The organism is Dasania sp. GY-MA-18 (assembly GCF_024734385.1).
Classification (GTDB): domain Bacteria; phylum Pseudomonadota; class Gammaproteobacteria; order Pseudomonadales; family Dasaniaceae; genus Dasania; species Dasania phycosphaerae.
Genome location: NZ_JANHAP010000010.1, coordinates 146,736 through 161,874, shown reverse-complemented (window position 1 = coordinate 161,874; position 15,139 = coordinate 146,736). Strand labels below are relative to the sequence as shown.

Below are 15,139 nucleotides of genomic sequence, written 5' to 3'. Positions count from 1 at the left end.
TCTAGCCCTCCATACTTAGCGCAATAGCGCCAGTGACTAATAGGTTGAGCAGTGCCAGTGGCAGCATATACTTCCAGCCCAGTGACATCAGTTGATCGTAGCGGGGGCGGGGGATAGCGCAGCGCAGCAAAATAAAAAAACAAATCACAATAAACACTTTTAGGAAAAACCAAACCACCGGCGGCAACCAAGGCCCCAGCCAGCCGCCAAAAAATAGCGTGACTATCATGCAGCTAATTAACATTAGGCCTAGGTATTCTCCCAGCATAAACATGGCGAACTTCATGCCGCCGTACTCGGTGTGAAAGCCAGCGGTGAGTTCGTGTTCTGCCTCGGGCAGGTCAAAGGGCAGCCTGTGGCTTTCGGCTATACCGGCAATTAAAAATACATACAGGCCCAAAAACTGCGGGATAAAAAACCACATATCGCTTTGCGCTTCGACTATATCGCGCAAACTAAAGCTGCCGCTGAGCATCACTACACCCATTAGCGACAGCCCCATAAATACCTCATAGCTAACCATTTGCGCGGCGCTTCTTAGCCCGCCTAATAAGGCGTATTTATTATTGGAGGCCAAGCCACCCAGTAACACGCTGTATACCGCCAGTGAGGTCATACCGAGAAAAAACAACAGCCCTATATTGATATCGATAATCATCAAGTCGGGGCTAAAGGGCACCACCGCAAAGCCCAGCAGCATGGCCACGACGATGGCCGTGGGGGCAAACACAAACACCACTTTATCGGCAAAGGGCGGCACCCAATCATCTTTGCTGAGCAGCTTAAGCATATCGGCCAACACTTGCAGGATGCCAAAGGGGCCTAAGCGGTTGGGGCCTAGCCTGTCCTGCCATATGCCCAGCAGGCGCCGCTCAAACCAGGTGAGTACCGCAGCGCCACCTACCGCGCCGCCGATTAATACCAAGCCAAAAATAATGGTGTTGAGATCAGACATGGGCACCTCCGTCGGAGGCGATTACATCGGCTTGTTTAGGTCTTTGCCAGTCGCTGGCTTTTTGCAGGCTGACGCGCTGGCCTAGGGTGAGGTTAAACGTGCCCGCTATACCTACGCTATAGGCGGCGCAACCTTGCGGGATGGTGTTATTAATAACGACTCTGAGGCAGGCTAAGTTCTCGCCCAAGCTTAGGCCATCGCCGTTTTTCACCTGCAATAGGCTGGCATCGGCGCTGTTGATTTCTATGCTGGCGTCGCTTAATAGCTCTGCCAGATTATCGCTGTAGCTGCTTAGTTCATCGCTGCCAAAAATACGCTGGCGGGGTACCAGCAGCCATTGCCCAGCACTGGCTTGAAAAGCGGCAGGGGCAGTTGTTGCCACTGCTTGCTGGCTATTTTTTTGCTGGTTATTGTTGTTCTGACGGTTGTCCAGCAGGCGTTTACCTGCAGTGCCGCCTTTTAGGGGGCCGCCGGTTTCGGTTTGAAATTTATGTAGTGATTGATTGGAGTTCCAGCCCGGCGACCAGACAAATGGCAGTAGCGAGCCGGGTTGATGGCGGTTTAAGCCCTCCATGGTATAGGCCAGCGCGGTTTCATCATCCTCTGTTTGTTTGGGCTCATGTACCGAAACATTGGCGCGCATCGCGGTGCGACCACTGTAGCGCTGTGGCTGGCGCGGTATTTTGACCCCCGCATTGCGGTAGAAGTGATCGGGGGCGGCCAAGGTGATGCCTTTTAGCATTGGCTGTGCCGCCGAACAGGCTAGCGTAATGTCGTCAAAGCGGTGAATATTGGCTGCCTCGGGGTGGCCGAGCTCTTTTAAACAAGCCAGCAGCCAGGCCCAGCTGGCGCGGCGCTCGCCTTGGCATTCCGATACTGGGAAGTAGCGCTGGGCGCGACCCTCTAAGCTGACTATAGTGCCTTCACTTTCGGCAACACTGGCAGCGGGCAGCGCCAACTGGCTGGTTGCTAAGGTGGGCGTTTCTAAACTGTCTAGTACGATCAATGTGGTAACGCTTTGCAATAATTTGTCGACCACGGCGGCAGGGGCGCGGCGAAAGAGGTCGTTTTCTAAGACGATCAGGGTGTCAATTTTATAGGCGCGCTCGGCCAGTGCCTCTATGCTGGGGGCCTCGTTGGGACTGAGCATAGCCTGCCCCAGGCTGTTGGCCTCGGGCAGGGTGAGGCATAGCATGCTGTTGCCTGCGTTTTCGTTTTTACGCAGCGCCAGGGCGTCAGCGATGGCGGCGGCGGCTTGCATGATGGCGGCGTTGCCACAGCTGCTGCCAGCAATAATTAAAGGGCGTTGGGCACTGAGCAGGGCCTGGGCGATGGTGTTGGCGGGTTCATCGCTGGCGTTAGCCTTGCCACTGATCTGCTCGGCCACCGCGTAGCCCAGGCGGGCAATGTCATCCGGCGCTAAGTGATGACATTGTTCGGCGATGTCGTCCAGGCGGGTGTCGGTGACCGCGGCAACAAACAGCGGGCTGCGCTGATCTTGGGCGAGGTTGCGTACGGCGGCATCTTGCCAGGGCTGTAGTTTTAGTTCGGCAGCTAGGGCGTAGGCTTTGTTGCGCACACTTTGGCGCAGGGCTAGGGCTATGCGCGGAGCGCTGTGGGTGAGGTCTTCACCCAAAATAAAAATGGCGTCGGCGCACTCTATATCTTTAATGCTGGGGATGGTGGCGGCGCTGTGCTGTTGCAGGCTTAGCGCCAGCTGCGCCAAGCTTTGCTCCTGCGCATTAAAGCCGGGGCTGTAGTGCTGCTCGCCTGCCAAGGTTTTGAGTAGAAAGTTGGCCTCTACCGAGGCGCGGGGCGAGCCTATGGCGGCGATGTTATTGTCGCCTTGGCAGGCTTCAACTAGCTGATGCAGAGCTTGGTGGGGGTCGATGATATTGTAGCGGCCATGCTCGTCACGCAGCCCCGGGTTGTTTATGCGCTTATCGCTGTTTACAAACTTGGCCCCGAAGCGACCGCGGTCACAGAGAAAGTAACCATTCACTTCGTCGTTGTAGCGATTGTGTACACGCTTGAGTTTACCGTAGCGTTCGCCGGGCAGGGTGTTGCAGCCCACGGCGCAGTGGGTGCATACCGAGGGGGCAGATTGTAGGTCCCATTTGCGGCTGTAGTCGTTGACCAGGCTCTTGTCGGTAAACACGCCGGTGGGGCAGACCTCGACCAAGTTGCCGGCAAACTCACTCTCTAGCACGCCCTCTTGATGGCGGCCAAAGTAGACGTGATCGTGGGCGGCCATGGCGGCTAAATCTTTGCCGCCCGCATAGTTGTTGTAGTAGCGGGTGCAGCGGTAGCAGGTGATGCAGCGATTCATTTCGTGGTGGATTAGCGGCCCTAAATATTGATTGCGGTGGGTGTTCTTTTTACCGCGGTAGTGCCTGTCGCGGTGGCCGGTCATTACCGTCATATCTTGCAAATGGCATTCGCCACCCTCGGCGCAGACCGGGCAATCGTGGGGGTGGTTGAGCATTAGGGATTCCACGATAGTTTTTCTAAACTCTGAGGCCTTGTCGCCATTAAGTGAAAAAATGGCGCCATCAGTGACTTGTGTCATGCAACCCATGACGATGCGGCCGCGAGAACCTGCTCGATAGTCCTCGGTATTTTGATACTGCACTACCGCGCACTGGCGGCAGGCGCCTATGGAACCCATATCGGGGTGCCAGCAAAAATAGGGTAAATCCAAACCCAGGCCGAGGCAGGCTTGCAGTAAGTTGTCGCCTTCTTTAACGCTGTACTCTTGATTGTCTATGGTGATAACAGGCATTAGCTGGCAACTCCCTGGCTTACGCCCTGTTGGCCCTTGTGCTGGCTGTCATGCTTACCCTTAGGGTTGTGCTCATGGCACAGCGGACAGTGGCCGTTGTTGAGGTGGCGCTCAAAATCTTCGCGAAAATATTGAATGCCGCTGGCCAGTGGCTCCATGGCGCCGGGGGCCAGAGCGCAGTGGGTGTTGCCTATGGCGCCGATAAAGCCGATTTGCCTAGCGAGGGTATTCATATCCTCGGAGGTGCCGCGGCCCTGTTGTATGTCGTCTAGCACCTGTGCTGACCAGGGCAGGCCGTCGCGGCAGGGGGTGCAAAAGCCGCAGGACTCTTGCGCGAAAAACTCCACTAAGTTTTTTACAAAGCCCACGGCGCAGGTTTTGTCGTCCAGTACTATCATGGTGCCGGTGCCCATGCGGCTGCCGGCCTTGCCTATGGTGTCGTAGTCCATGGCCAGATCTAGGTGCTCGGGGGTGAGAAAATCGGTGGAGCCGCCGCCGGGTAAAAAACCGCGCAGTTCATAGCCCTGTTCCATGCCGCCTGCCAGCGCGAAAATATCACGTATGGGGGTGCCTATGGGCAGCTCCCAGCAGCCGGGCTTGTTGACGCGGCCGCTAATACCGTAGAGTTTGGTGCCCGCATCACTGCCTATGCCCAGGTTTTGAAACCACTGGGCACCGTGCTGCACGATGTGATGTATATTGCACAGAGTTTCTACGTTATTAACTATGGTGGGTCGCCCCCACAGGCCGCTCACTTGCGGAAAGGGTGGCTTGGCTCTGGGGTTGGCGCGTTTGCCTTCCAGGGAATTAATCAGGGCAGTTTCTTCGCCGCAGATATAGCGACCGGCGCTGGCGTGTACATGTAATTCGAAATTAAAACCGCTGCCTAAAATGTTGTCGCCTAAGTAACCTTTGGCATGGCAGTCGGCTATGGCCTCGCGCAGTAGTTGTGCTGCTAGTAAATATTCGGAGCGTATAAAGATATAGCCTATGTCGGCCTGTAAGGTGTAGGCGGAGATAATCATGCCTTCGATTAGCTGGTGTGGGTCGCACTCTAATAACCAGCGGTCTTTAAAAGTGCCGGGCTCCATTTCGTCGGCATTGCATACTAGGTATTTATGCCCGGGTGTGGCATCTTCCATGGGCACAAAGCTCCACTTCATGCCGGTGGGAAAGCCCGCGCCGCCACGGCCTCGCAAGTTAGAGTCTTTAATAATTTGCAGGCAGTCGGCGGGGCTGCGTTTGCCTAAGGTGCTGTGCAGGCTTTGGTAGCCGTCATTGGCTTCGTAAGCGGCCATGTCGGTAGGGCGGCGGTCCTCGCGTATGTTTTTAGTGAGGGGGCGAGTTAAAGGGTCGTTGAGTTGTGTGCTCATTGCGCCTGCTCCCGACTTCTAAAAATTTGGGTTAAATCGTTGCGGTCTATGTGTTCGTGCAGCTCATCGCCCACCATCATCACCGGGGCTTTGTCGCAGGCGCCTAAGCAGGTGACGGGCAAAAAGGTGTAGGCCTTGTCGGTGGTGGTTTCGCCCAAGCCTACGCCTAAGTGTTGGCTGATTTGCTCACGTATTTGCTCGTAACCTTTAATCCAGCAGGTGACGCTATTGCATAGCAGTATCACCTGCTCACCCACGGGCTGGCGAAAAATCAAATTATAAAAAGTGGCTATGCCGTCTAGTTCGGCGGGCGACATCTCCAGGTGTTGGGCTATGGCTTTTAGGCTTTCATCGGATACCCAGCCTCTATAGGACTGCACAATTTTTAAGGCATCTATGGCCACTGCGGCTTTATAGGGGGCATGGGAAATTTCGGCATCTATGTCGGCCAATTCGGCGGCGCTGAGGCTGGGGATAATTTGGCTACTCATCATGCGCTATACCTACCTATCCACGTCGGCCATCACAAAATCTATGCTGGCGATTATGGCTATCAGGTCGGCTATCATCAGGCCGTTACTGATTAGCGGAATTTGTTGCAATGCCGGGAACGAGGGCGTGCGTATGCGGGTGCGATAGGATTGGGTGCCGCCATCGCTGATGATGTGGTAATTGTTTATGCCCTTGGTGGCCTCTATAGGAAAAGAAGCTTCACCGGCGGGCATCACCGGCCCCCAGCTGACATTTAAAAAGTGGTGGATTAGGGTTTCTATATCTTGCAGGGTGCGCTCTTTGGGTGGCGGCGTAGTGAGTTTGTGCTCACTTTTGTAGGGGCCTGCGGGCATGTTATCCAGGCATTGGCGGATGATATGCAGGCTTTGCCGTATTTCTTCTATGCGTACTACCGCGCGGTCATAGCAGTCGCCGTTGTGGGCGGTGGGGACTTCAAAATCGAATTGATCGTAGCCGCCGTAGGGACGGTCGCGGCGCAGGTCAAAGTCAAAACCGGTGGCGCGCAGGCTGGGGCCGGTAATGCCCCAGTCCATGGCCTCTTGACTGTTGTAAGCCCCTACACCTACGGTGCGCTGTTTTAGGATGCTATTGTCCATGGCCATTTTTTGGTAGTGATCGAGCCGTGCGGGCATGGCATCGATAAACTCGCGCACCATCTTGTCCCAGCCTTTGGGTAGATCTTGGGCGACGCCACCTATGCGAAACCAGGCCGGGTGCATGCGGCCGCCGGTGACGGCTTCGACTATGCCGAGCAGGCGTTCGCGGTCGGCAAACATATAAAACACCGGCGACATCTGGCCCACATCTTGGGCAAAGGTACCGTAAAACACCAAGTGGCTGGAGATGCGAAACAGCTCCGCCATCATAATGCGTATCACCTTGGCGCGGTCGGGCACGGTAATGCCAGCTAGTTGCTCCACGGACATGACATAGGCGAGGTTGTTCATCACCCCGCCGAGGTAATCAATGCGATCGGTATAGGGGATAAACGAGTGCCAGGTTTGGCGCTCGGCCATTTTTTCGGCACCGCGGTGGTGGTAGCCTATGTCGGGCACCGAGTCGACGACCACCTCGCCATCTAATTGCAGGGCTATGCGAAATACGCCGTGTACCGAGGGGTGATTGGGGCCTAGGTTTAAAAACATAAACTCGGTGTCGTCGGTGGCTCTTTGCATGCCCCAGTCTTCGGGTTTAAACAGCAGGGCCTCTTGCTCTTGCTGCTGTTTTTCGTCGTCTAGGCTGAAGGGGGCCATTTCGGTGGCGCGGGCGGGGTGATCTTTTCTCAGCGCATGGCCCTGCCAGGTGGGGGGCAGTAATATGCGGCGCAGGTTGGGGTGGCCGCTAAACTCTATGCCGTACATATCCCAGGCTTCGCGCTCGTACCAATTGGCGTTGGGCCAAATGCCGCAGGCGCTGGGCAGGCTAATATCATCGGCGCAAACGGAGGCTTTGATGCGTATCTCGGCTACGGGCTTAAAGCGCATCAGGTGATAAACCACCGTGTAGTCTTTGGCGCTGGCTGGCTTGTGCTCGCGCAGGCGTTCATCCACACCGAATAAGTCCAGCAGCATGGGGAATTGGTTTTTTAGGTGTTGCAGCACGGCGATAAGCTGGCTGCGCTCTACCCATAGGGTGGGGGTGTTATCGGGGCAGGCCTGTACGGCAAACGAGCTGGCGCCAAAGCGCGCGTAGAGCTCGCCAACGGTGTCGTTGTTGTTCAGTACTTCAGCGTTAAGCATAATGCTCCCGATAATTATTGTGTGTTGTTATCGTTGCTGTTTACGGGTACGTCTTACTCTCTACTAGCTTGTTAATCTTTGGGTTTTAGGATTCGTCCGGGCTGCGCAGGGTGGTGGCGCGGTTTCTATCTTGCTGTAATAAATCTCTCTGTGAAGGCATATTGGGTTTAACTACCCGTTGGTCACCAGCAACCCAGCTTAAGGGGCGGCGCTCTTTGCCTATGGACTCTTGTAACATGGTGAGGCCCTGCATTAAGGCTTCGGGACGCGGCGGGCAGCCGGGTACGTACACATCTACGGGGATGAACTTATCCACCCCTTGTACCACGCTGTAAATATCGTACATGCCCCCAGAGTTGGCGCAGGAACCCATGGAAATAATCCAGCGCGGCTCTAATAATTGGTCGTATAGGTGTTGTACTACCGGCGCCATTTTTCTAAAAACGGTGCCGGAAATCACCATGAGATCGGCCTGCCTGGGGGTGGCGCGTATCACCTCGGAGCCAAAGCGGGCGATGTCGTGACGGCTGGTAAAGGAGGTGGCCATTTCCACATAGCAGCAAGACAGCCCAAAATTAAAAGGCCACAGCGAGTGGGCGCGGCCCCAGGCAATGAGGTCTTCTAATTTGGCAAAGGCGACATTGCGCTTGACCTGCTCTTCTATGCTCTCATTGACGCTGGCATGGCTACCTTCAAAAGCGCCGCCGGGTGAGCTGGCAATAATATTGTCGGGTTTGCTGAGGTTCCACTCCATTAGCGTTGTCCTTTTTGGCGGAGGCCGGTGCGGGTTTTTAAGCCCCAGTCCAAGGCGCCGGAGCGCAACTCGTAGATAAGGGCCACAGCTAACACAAAAATAAAGACGCTAATGGCGATAAAACCAGCCCAGCTGAGCTCAAAAAATGCCACGGCCCAAGCAAAAATAAACACGGTTTCTAAATCGAAAATCACAAAGAAGATGGCAATGAGATAAAACTCGGCCGACATATGAATTTGTGGGCTGCCCACCGAGAGCACCCCTGACTCAAAGGGCATATTGGTGGCTTTATTACCGCGCCTTTGCCCCAAAATAAACGACAGCCCCAGCATGGTGGCAACTAACAACAACACCGCAAAAAAATAAACCAGTAGCGGCCAGAGTGAGGGGGTGGCTTCGTTCAAGCGGCGGCCCTCCCAAGCAAGCTAGGCTGGGTAGGGTTACCGGCAGCGAGTAGCTCGGTAGAAATATTGTATGCTGAGAAGGGAGATATTGGGCATGACTGGGGGCATGGCAGTTTGCCTTGGGCAAACTGTCGGTAATATGGTGCTTGTGCTGTACAGTCTTGCATACGAACTCCAGCTATCCCTAAGGGTTAAACATGGAGGTCACTTGCCCGAACAACTAACCACATGGGTAAGAAATCGACCTGGTACCGCTACCACTTACAACTGAATAAACTTTAGCGAGGTTAAAAAGTAAACGCAAGGTTCTAAAAATAATAATTTAATTTGTATGAAAAACGACCGTTCTGGCGTGTTATATGGGAAAATTTTGGATTTATTTTGATTTTATAGGCAGCTGGCTTAGGCTCTTGGCTCTGTAACGGCTAGCAACAGTGAGGACAGTATGAGTTTAATTAGTGCGGAAAACGCCATGGCGGTGATGGCGGCTTTATTTGTTATCGCCGGGCTGGGCTTTGTTGCAGAGAAAACCCGCGTGGGGGCGCAGCTAACAGGGGCAGTGATTGCCATAGTCACGGCTATTGCCGCGGCCAACTTGAATATTATCCCCCATAGTTCGCCAGCCTATGATTTTGTATTTAGCTATTTTGTGCCGATTTTAATCCCGCTATTTTTATTTAAAGCAGATTTAAAGCGCTTAATGTTTGAAACCACCCGCACCACTATGGCGTTTTTATTGGCCAGCGTCGGTACCGTAGCTGGGGTGACGCTGGCGGCTTTAAGTTTGGATTTAACTAGCTTGGGGGCGCTGGCGCCACTGGCTATGGAACAGCGCGAAGCAGCAGTGGCGGGCTTGTTTGCCTCTACCTACATAGGCGGCTCGGTAAATTATGCTGCCTTGGGTGAGGTCACCGGTTTAAGCCAGGATGCCTCGTTTTTTTCGGCAGCTACTGCGGCAGATAATTTATTTAGTGCGGTGTACTTAGGTTTGTTGGCGCTGTTGCCGGGTTGGCGTTGGTTGGCGCAAAAGTATCAGCCTCATGATCATAGTTTTAAGGTCGATGAGCTTGAAGATAAGCAGCCCATCACCGCTATGTCGCTAGTGCTGGCGCTTGCCGCGGCTATGGTCATAGTTGCGGTGGGTGACGCTGTGCTGGCCTACATAGGGGGCAGTGGTTGGCGCTACATAGTGATTACCGTGCTGTCATTAGTGCTGGCGACTTTAGCGCCTGCCTTGGTTGAGCGTATGGCTGGCAGTTTTGAGCTGGGGGTGGGCTTGTCCTTTGTGTTTTTTGCGGCGATTGCTGCGGGGGCGGATGTGGTGGCCATGGTACAGGTGGCACCTTTGTTAATTGCGCTGGTGCTAATTTTATTGAGCATGCACTTTGTGGTGACGTTTACCCTGGGGCGCTGGTTGGGTTTAAGCATGCCTGAGCTGATTACCGCCTCTAATGCCGCTATTTTAGGGGCTACTACAGCGCCGGCGCTGGCCGCTGCCAAGGGTTGGAATAATTTAATTACTCCCGGTATTTTAGTGGGAGTATTTGGCTATGCTTTGGGTACCTTTGTGGGCACATTTATATTTAAGTTTTGGGGGCTGTTTTTGTAATGTTTATTAATGAGGTGTTCCATGGCTGAACAATTATCAACTTTGCATGGATTTGTTAGCGGTAAGGTGCAAGGGGTGTGGTTTAGAGCTTTTACCCAGCAGCAGGCATTGGCGGCGAATGTGTGCGGTTGGGCAAAAAATCTCAGCGATGGCCGAGTTGAGTTTATGTTGTCGGGGGCTGCAGATGATTTACTGGCAGTGTGCAAAGCCTTACATCAAGGCCCAGAACATGCGCGGGTTGATAGGGTGGATGTAGAAACTCTGGCGTATAAAGAGCTATCTGGTTTTCAAATACGGTAATTTATCCTGCGACGTTTTCTACGCTATTGATTTGATCTTTACCACTTTTTTTCGAAATATACAGGGCTTCATCGGCTTTGTGGAATATGGTTTTAGCGTCGCTAATATCGGCGTTGTTATGGCAGATGCCCATGCTGATGGTGACCTTGATGGTTTCGCCATTGGGCAGGGTAAACTGTTTTTCACGCACGGTGTGCAGTAGGCGCTTAACAATATCTTCGCATTGTTGCGGTGGAATGCGCGGCAGTATAAATAAAAATTCTTCGCCGCCTATGCGGCCCACTATGTCAGTCATGCGCAGGGTGTCGACGCTGAGTTTGGCGATGGCTTTAATGACGCTGTCGCCAGCGGGGTGGCCATAGTTATCGTTGATCTGCTTAAAATTGTCTATGTCGGCTATGATAATGGAAAACTGTTTTTCCTCTTTGTTACCGCAAAGAATATTATTTAAATAATCAAAAATATAACGCCGGTTATATAGTCCGGTGAGTTCATCGCGTATGGATAACTCTGAGATTCTTTTTAGGTTTTTGTGCAGGGTGTAGGCAAAAATAAGAATAATCACCACCGTGATGCTTAAACCTAGCAACAGTAATTTTTGTAATTTGTTGGTGCGTATTTGGTTGTCGGCAGTGAGTTGCTGTATCTTGGCGTTTTCGGTTAGTAACTTTATTTCCAAGTCTTTTTGCTGGCTTTCCAGGGTGGATTTGTAAGCAATGATTTTATCGGAGTAAGTGGCGGAATCTATACGGGATTTTTTCTCATTGTAGGTGGTGAGTAACTCAAAGGCCTTGGGGTAGTTATTGTTTTCTTTGGCGAGATTGGCGGCAATTAATAGGGTTTCAATTTGCCAGTTAGTGTCTTTTAAATCCGGTAATTGTTCAAAAATAGTTTCGGCAGCAGTGAGAGCCTGCTCGGCTTTGCCCAGCTGCTCTTGTTTAATAAAACATTTGGCCTGTATTTTATAAAGTTCAGCCTTGTAATCTATAGGGCCTTGGGTAGTTAATGCTTTGTCAATGGCTGGCAGGGCTTGTTGGCAGTCGTCCATGGCGGCTAGGGTAGTGGCTATGCCGTAGTAGTCGTAGAACTTACTGCCTTCGTTTTTGGTGTGGGCCAGTAGCTGTTGGTGTTGTCGAAAATATTTTAAGGCTTGTTCATATTTGCCCCAGTAGCGATGGCTGGTAGCGATGCCAAAAATTGCCGAGGAGGTGTATTGGTGGTAGCCCAATTTTTGATAGCCTGCCAAAGCTTGTTGATAGTAGTCTATGGATTCTTCATATTGCCCCATATAGCCATAGATCGCGCCGTAGATATCTTCGGCTAGCGCGGTAATAAAAATATCATTGTTGTTGCGCGCCTCAAGGTGGGCGAGATGATTGGTTTTTAATGCTTGTTGGAAATTGTCTTCTAAGGTGTAGGTGTAGGCTAGCTCAACTCTGGCGTGTAACTCTAGATGTTTGAGAGCACTGCGTTGCGCCTGCACTATGGCGGCGTTGAGAAATTTTTTGGCGTCAGTTAAGGCGCCATTGTTTTGCGCCAACACGCCTTGCAGCAGTAAGAGTTGAGTTCTGGCCTCGCTATTGTTAGTTTTTTGTATGGCGGGCTTGGCTGCAGTTAGTGAATTTTGCATATCGTCTAGCAGTACGATTATGCCCTGCGCTTCCGCTAGGCGCAGCCAGTACCACTGTTCGGCTTCGCTGCCTTCTTTTATGGCTTTGTTTTTCAGGGCGTTAAGCTTGCTGATGGCGGTTTCGGAATTAATATAGGCCTGCGCTTTCATATTGTAGAGCTCAGTGGCCAGATCGGCATGGGCAAAACTTGAAAAAGCAAAAAGTGCAGCGGCCAGTAACAGCTGTTTTGTGTTTGCTAGTCTAGGAGCGCGAAGTAAAAATGAGATCATTAAGGCTGCGGTTATAGCTATAGTTGTCATTGTTATAGAGGTTGCAAGAAGCATAGCATGGTTTTTACCGTTATTAATGACTGCAAATAAGGTGATGTTGGTTTGAGTCCTTGCTAATAAATAGGTGCTTTGCTAAAACCTTGCGTATAATGATGTTGATACATATGCCGATTCGGGCATAGTTGAGAAGAAAGTGAATAAAATATGGCGAAACGCCCACCAAAGAACGATCCCCATGCTGAGCGCGAGGCTCAGAAATACGACAACCCCATTCCCAGCCGCGAGTATATTATTGAGCTGCTAGAGCAGGCCGATGCGCCGCTCAACCGCAATCAACTAAGCCGGCTATTAGATTTAAGTGATTATGATGCCGCCGAGGCGTTGCGCAGACGCCTAAAAGCCATGGAGCGCGACGGCCAATTAATGCGTAACCGTAAAGGCGCGTACTGCCTAGTGTCGAAAATGGACCTAGTAAAAGGCCGTATACAGGCGCATAGAGATGGCTTTGGCTTTGTTATACCTGATGATGGCAGCGATGACTTTTACCTCAATAGTCGCCAAATGAGCCAAGTCTTTGATGGCGATATAGTGCTGTGCCGAGCGAATGGTGTAGATCAGCGCGGCCGCCGTGAAGGCACCATTGTCGAGGTGTTAGAGCATCACACCAAGCAGTTAGTGGGGCGCTATGCCTTTGAAAATGGTAGCGCCTTTGTAATCCCAGATAATACCCGCATACAGCACGATATTTTTATTAGTGCCGATCATGTTAGCGATTTAAAACCTGAGCCCGGCCAGTATGTGGTGGTGGAGATAGTGACCCAGCCGCAGTGGCGTGCCCGCCCCACCGGCAAGGTGATAGAGGTTATGGGCGACCACATGGCGGCCGGCATGGAGATAGATGTAGCAATACGCTCCCATGATATCCCCCATGTATGGCCTGCGGCGGTGCTGGCTGAAGCTGCTCAGTTGGCTGATGAGCCCGCCGAGCAAGATAAGCAGGGCCGTATAGATTTGCGCCATTTGCCCTTTGTGACCATAGATGGCGAAGACGCCAGAGATTTTGATGACGCAGTTTACTGCGAGGCAAAAAAATCTGGCGGTTGGCGTTTGTGGGTGGCGATAGCGGACGTATCTCACTATGTGCAGGTGAATAGCGCCTTAGATAAAGAGGCTACCTTGCGTGGCACCTCGGTATATTTCCCCGAGCGGGTGGTGCCCATGCTGCCCGAGGCGCTATCAAATGGCCTGTGCTCGCTAAAGCCAGAGGTTGATCGCCTGTGTATGGTTTGCGAAATGACGATTAGCGAGCAGGGCAAGCTCACTGGCTATAGCTTTTTTGAAGGGGTGATGCATTCGCATGCGCGCTTAACCTACACCAAAGTTGGCGCTATGTTAGACCCAGAGCATGGTAAGCATGAAGAGTTGTGCCAGCGTTATGCCGCGGTGTTGCCCCATGTGCAGCAACTGCATGGCTTGTATCATGCCCTGCGCAAGCAGCGACAAGTGCGTGGCGCAATAGACTTTGAAACGGTAGAAACACGCATTGTTTTTGGCCCCGATAGAAAAATTGCCGACATAGTACCGGTGGTGCGCAACGATGCTCATAAGCTCATCGAAGAGTGCATGCTTAGCGCCAATGTTGCCGCCGCTAAGTTTTTAGAAAAACATGATATTGCCGCCTTGTTCCGGGTGCATGAGGGACCTACTGAAGAGCGCTTAAACTCCCTGCGCGAGTTTTTGGGCGAGCTGGGTTTAGACCTGCCTGGCGGTGATGATCCCAGCCCAGCTGATTATCAAACGGTGATGGCGCAAATTGCTGGTCGCCCCGATGAGCAGGTGATCCAGACCATGTTGTTGCGCTCCTTGCGTCAGGCTGTTTATCAGCCGCAAAACGAAGGTCACTTTGGTTTGAATTACCCCGGTTATGCTCATTTTACCTCGCCTATACGACGCTACCCTGACTTATTAGTGCACCGGGCGATACGTTATATAGTGCGCTCCAAACCTGATGATAAAACCGTGCGCAGCGTGGCGGGGGTGCAGGCCTTGGATCGCAAAAAGATCTACCCCTACGATATGGCTGCCTTGCTGGCGCTGGGTGAGCAGACCTCTATGGCCGAGCGCCGTGCCGATGAGGCCAGCCGCGATGTAGTGGCTTGGCTGAAGTGTGAATACCTGATGGATAGAGTGGGTGAAAGTTTTACCGGCGTGGTAACGGCGGTGACCAACTTTGGCCTATTTGTAGAGCTCAAAGATGTGTATGTAGAGGGTTTGGTGCATGTTAGTGCGCTGGCCAGCGACTACTATCGCTTTGATCAAGCTAAACAGCGCTTAATTGGTGAGCGTACCCGCACGACTTTTCAATTGGGGGACGAGCTGACAGTTAAAGTGCTGCGAGTAAGCCTTGATGATAAGAAGGTGGACTTAGAGTTAGTCGATATTGCGGTGGGCTCCAATAAGCGCAAGCGGGCGCAGCTTACTAAGCAGGCGGCCAAGTCTGCTAAGCCTAAGTCAGCGGCTAAAAAAGGCGCTAAGGTTGAGCCTGAGGCGCGCAAGCCCGCTAAGAAGAAGGGTAGAAGCAAGTCTAAAAGCAGTGCTCAGCAGGGCCTTAAGGCGGCTTCACCAGCGTCTAAAAAGTCAGCATCTAAAAAGGCTGTTAAAAAAGCCCCTAACAAAGCTAAAAAGAATCGGTCAGAAACGCCAGCGCCGGCTAAAGCTGAAAAGCGAACGGCTAAGAGTATGGTGAAAGGGGTGATGGCTAAGGTGAGAAAGCGGCTGCGTAAAAAAGGCTAGCTAGCCGCTGTGGCTAT

11 protein-coding genes are annotated in these 15,139 nt (G+C 52.4%); 3 read left to right on the top strand and 8 right to left on the bottom strand.

What is annotated here, in order from left to right; translation table 11 throughout:
* Position 1 precedes the first annotated feature (1 nt).
* The 7 genes from nuoH to NO559_RS13125 form a co-directional block, all read right to left on the bottom strand.
* Positions 2-955 (bottom strand): NADH-quinone oxidoreductase subunit NuoH, encoded by a 954-nt coding sequence (gene nuoH / locus NO559_RS13155; RefSeq protein ID WP_258332311.1) that lies wholly within the window; start codon positions 953-955, stop codon positions 2-4.
* Entirely contained in the window at positions 948-3,737 is a 2,790-nt protein-coding gene (gene nuoG / locus NO559_RS13150; protein ID WP_258332310.1) for an NADH-quinone oxidoreductase subunit NuoG, read from the bottom strand. The genes nuoH and nuoG overlap by 8 nt, the downstream gene beginning before the upstream one ends.
* Positions 3,737-5,110, bottom strand: coding sequence for an NADH-quinone oxidoreductase subunit NuoF (gene nuoF, locus NO559_RS13145; protein ID WP_258332309.1), 1,374 nt, complete (start codon positions 5,108-5,110; stop codon positions 3,737-3,739). The genes nuoG and nuoF overlap by 1 nt, the downstream gene beginning before the upstream one ends.
* Positions 5,107-5,604: an NADH-quinone oxidoreductase subunit NuoE gene (gene nuoE / locus NO559_RS13140; RefSeq protein WP_258332308.1), complete on the bottom strand. Its 498-nt coding sequence runs from the start codon at positions 5,602-5,604 to the stop codon at positions 5,107-5,109. Before nuoE ends, nuoF begins: the two co-directional genes overlap by 4 nt.
* 9 nt (positions 5,605-5,613) lie before the next feature.
* On the bottom strand, positions 5,614-7,362 hold the full coding sequence (gene nuoC / locus NO559_RS13135; RefSeq protein ID WP_258332307.1) for an NADH-quinone oxidoreductase subunit C/D: 1,749 nt from the start codon (positions 7,360-7,362) through the stop codon (positions 5,614-5,616).
* An 85-nt stretch (positions 7,363-7,447) separates the two neighbouring features.
* On the bottom strand, positions 7,448-8,116 hold the full coding sequence (locus NO559_RS13130; RefSeq protein WP_258332306.1) for an NADH-quinone oxidoreductase subunit B family protein: 669 nt from the start codon (positions 8,114-8,116) through the stop codon (positions 7,448-7,450).
* The gene (locus NO559_RS13125; protein WP_258332305.1) at positions 8,116-8,520 is read right to left on the bottom strand and encodes an NADH-quinone oxidoreductase subunit A; all 405 of its coding nucleotides are present in this window, start codon (positions 8,518-8,520) and stop codon (positions 8,116-8,118) included. The genes NO559_RS13130 and NO559_RS13125 overlap by 1 nt, the downstream gene beginning before the upstream one ends.
* 445 nt (positions 8,521-8,965) lie before the next feature.
* Between NO559_RS13125 and NO559_RS13120 the strand changes: the two genes are divergently transcribed.
* Together NO559_RS13120 and NO559_RS13115 are read left to right on the top strand one after the other, a co-directional pair.
* Positions 8,966-10,129 (top strand): DUF819 family protein, encoded by a 1,164-nt coding sequence (locus NO559_RS13120; RefSeq protein WP_258332304.1) that lies wholly within the window; start codon positions 8,966-8,968, stop codon positions 10,127-10,129.
* A gap of 21 nt (positions 10,130-10,150) precedes the next feature.
* Complete coding sequence (locus tag NO559_RS13115) at positions 10,151-10,429, top strand: acylphosphatase (RefSeq protein ID WP_258332303.1); 279 nt, start codon at positions 10,151-10,153, stop codon at positions 10,427-10,429.
* Position 10,430: 1 nt separating this feature from the next.
* Here the strand turns inward: NO559_RS13115 and NO559_RS13110 are convergent, their stop codons facing one another.
* Positions 10,431-12,209, bottom strand: coding sequence for a diguanylate cyclase (locus NO559_RS13110; protein ID WP_258332302.1), 1,779 nt, complete (start codon positions 12,207-12,209; stop codon positions 10,431-10,433).
* Positions 12,210-12,533: 324 nt separating this feature from the next.
* On the opposite strand from NO559_RS13110, the gene rnr reads away from it, so the two are divergent.
* Positions 12,534-15,122 (top strand): ribonuclease R, encoded by a 2,589-nt coding sequence (gene rnr, locus NO559_RS13105; protein WP_258332300.1) that lies wholly within the window; start codon positions 12,534-12,536, stop codon positions 15,120-15,122.
* The last annotated feature ends 17 nt before the right edge of the window (positions 15,123-15,139 follow it).

What these genes read in the sequence shown, in the direction of transcription:
- nuoC (WP_258332307.1), bottom strand. Translation starts at nt 7,362, where the DNA reads ATGCTTAACGCTGAAGTACTGAACAACAACGACACCGTTGGCGAGCTC.
- NO559_RS13130 (WP_258332306.1), bottom strand. Translation starts at nt 8,116, where the DNA reads ATGGAGTGGAACCTCAGCAAACCCGACAATATTATTGCCAGCTCACCC.
- NO559_RS13110 (WP_258332302.1), bottom strand. Translation starts at nt 12,209, where the DNA reads ATGAAAGCGCAGGCCTATATTAATTCCGAAACCGCCATCAGCAAGCTT.
- rnr (WP_258332300.1), top strand. Translation starts at nt 12,534, where the DNA reads ATGGCGAAACGCCCACCAAAGAACGATCCCCATGCTGAGCGCGAGGCT.
- NO559_RS13115 (WP_258332303.1), top strand. Translation starts at nt 10,151, where the DNA reads ATGGCTGAACAATTATCAACTTTGCATGGATTTGTTAGCGGTAAGGTG.
- nuoG (WP_258332310.1), bottom strand. Translation starts at nt 3,737, where the DNA reads ATGCCTGTTATCACCATAGACAATCAAGAGTACAGCGTTAAAGAAGGC.
- nuoH (WP_258332311.1), bottom strand. Translation starts at nt 955, where the DNA reads ATGTCTGATCTCAACACCATTATTTTTGGCTTGGTATTAATCGGCGGC.
- nuoF (WP_258332309.1), bottom strand. Translation starts at nt 5,110, where the DNA reads ATGAGCACACAACTCAACGACCCTTTAACTCGCCCCCTCACTAAAAAC.
- nuoE (WP_258332308.1), bottom strand. Translation starts at nt 5,604, where the DNA reads ATGATGAGTAGCCAAATTATCCCCAGCCTCAGCGCCGCCGAATTGGCC.
- NO559_RS13120 (WP_258332304.1), top strand. Translation starts at nt 8,966, where the DNA reads ATGAGTTTAATTAGTGCGGAAAACGCCATGGCGGTGATGGCGGCTTTA.